1 protein-coding gene is annotated in these 1,911 nt (G+C 70.4%); it reads left to right on the plus strand.

Going from position 1 to position 1,911, the window contains the following annotated elements; all coding sequences use genetic code 11:
• On the plus strand, positions 1–1,911 hold a 1,911-nt coding region (locus ACZ7DL_RS39030; RefSeq protein ID WP_470781826.1), incomplete at both ends, for a type I polyketide synthase.

Below are 1,911 nucleotides of genomic sequence, written 5' to 3' on the forward strand. Positions count from 1 at the left end.
GCCAACGCCCACCTCGACGCCCTCGCCCACCACCGCCACACCCACAACCTCCCCGCCACCACCATCGCCTGGGGCACCTGGCAAGGAAACGGCCTCGCCGACTCCGACCGCGCCCGTACGAACCTCGACCGCCGAGGTTTCCGCCCCATGCCCACGAAGCTGGCCACAGCCGCAGCGGTCCGGGCCATCGCGAGCAAGCGACCGGCCGTGGTCATCGCCGACATCGACTGGACCAGGATCGAGGACACCCCTGACGTCGGTGATCTCGTCACCTCGGCCACCGGCGCCAAGGCAGGCAGCGACAGGCGAGAGCCCACGACGGCGGACCTCCGCAGTACCCTTTTCCGGCAGTCCACCGCCGACCAGCAGGCCGCTCTGCTCGACCTGATCCGCTCGCAGGCCGCCGTGGTACTCCGGCACGCAGACGCGAGCGCGCTCGCACCCGACCACGCCTTCCGGACGCTTGGCTTCGACTCGCTCACGGCCGTGGACCTCCGTAACCGGCTGGCCAAGGCGACAGGCCTCCATTTGCCCGTCTCCCTGGTCTTCGACCACCCCACCCCGGCGAAGCTCGCCGCCTTCCTGCGGGCCGAGTTGGTCGGGGCGCCATCGGCCGGCGTCGCCGCCCCTGTCCCGGCGCCTCGCATCCAGGCCGACGAGCCGATCGCCGTGATCGGCGTGGCCTGCCGCTTCCCCGGCGGTGTGAGCTCCCCGGAGGACCTGTGGGAACTGCTGGCCTCGGGCAGTGACGCGATCGGTGAGTTCCCGGCGGACCGTGGCTGGGACCTGAGCAACCTCTACCACCCCGACCCCGACCATCCCGGGACCTCCTACACCCGGCACGGCGGATTCCTTTACGACGCCGGGGAGTTCGACGCCGGGTTCTTCGGTATCTCACCGCGCGAGGCGCTCGCGATGGATCCCCAGCAACGGCTCCTCCTGGAAGCCGCCTGGGAGGCCGTCGAACACGCCAGCATCAACCCGAAGACGCTCGAAGGTACGTCGACCGGTGTCTTCACCGGCATCAACGGGCACGACTACGCCGGACACACTCACGCGGCACCGGACCGCACCGAGGGGTACGTCCTCACGGGGACCGCCGGCAGCATCGCCTCCGGCCGGGTCTCCTACACCCTCGGCCTCGAAGGCCCCGCCGTCACCGTCGACACCGCCTGTTCCTCCTCCTTGGTGGCCCTGCACCTGGCCTGCCAGGCCCTGCGCACCGGCGAATGCACCATGGCCCTCGCGAGCGGCGTCAGCATCATGGCCACGCCGCGCGTCTTCACCGAGTTCTCCCGTCAGCGGGGACTCGCTCCCGACGGACGCTGCAAGCCCTACGCCGCCGCGGCCGACGGCACCAGCTGGAGTGAAGGGGTCGGGATGCTGTTGGTGGAGCGGTTGTCGGATGCCGAGCGCAACGGTCACCGGGTGCTGGCGGTGGTGCGCGGCAGCGCGGTCAACCAGGACGGTGCGTCGAACGGGTTGACGGCCCCCAACGGGCCGTCGCAGCAACGGGTGATCCGCCAGGCCCTGGCGAATGCGGGCCTGTCAGCGGCGGACGTCGATGTGGTCGAGGGCCATGGGACGGGAACCAAGCTGGGTGATCCGATCGAGGCGCTGGCCCTGCTCGCCACCTACGGCCAGGAACGCTCCGAAGACCGGCCGTTGTGGCTGGGCTCGGTGAAATCCAACATCGGCCATACCCAGGCAGCAGCAGGCATGGCCGGTTTGATCAAGATGGTGCTGGCGCTGCGTCACGGGGTGCTGCCGCGGACGTTGCATGTGGATGAGCCGTCACCGCACATCGACTGGGCCTCCGGTGCCGTGCAGCTGCTGACGCAGGCGCGGCCGTGGGATGCGCAGACCGGCCGGCTACGACGGGCAGGAGTGTCCTCCTTCGGGGTGAGCGGG

This window comes from Streptomyces sp. NPDC036984, from assembly GCF_055607665.1.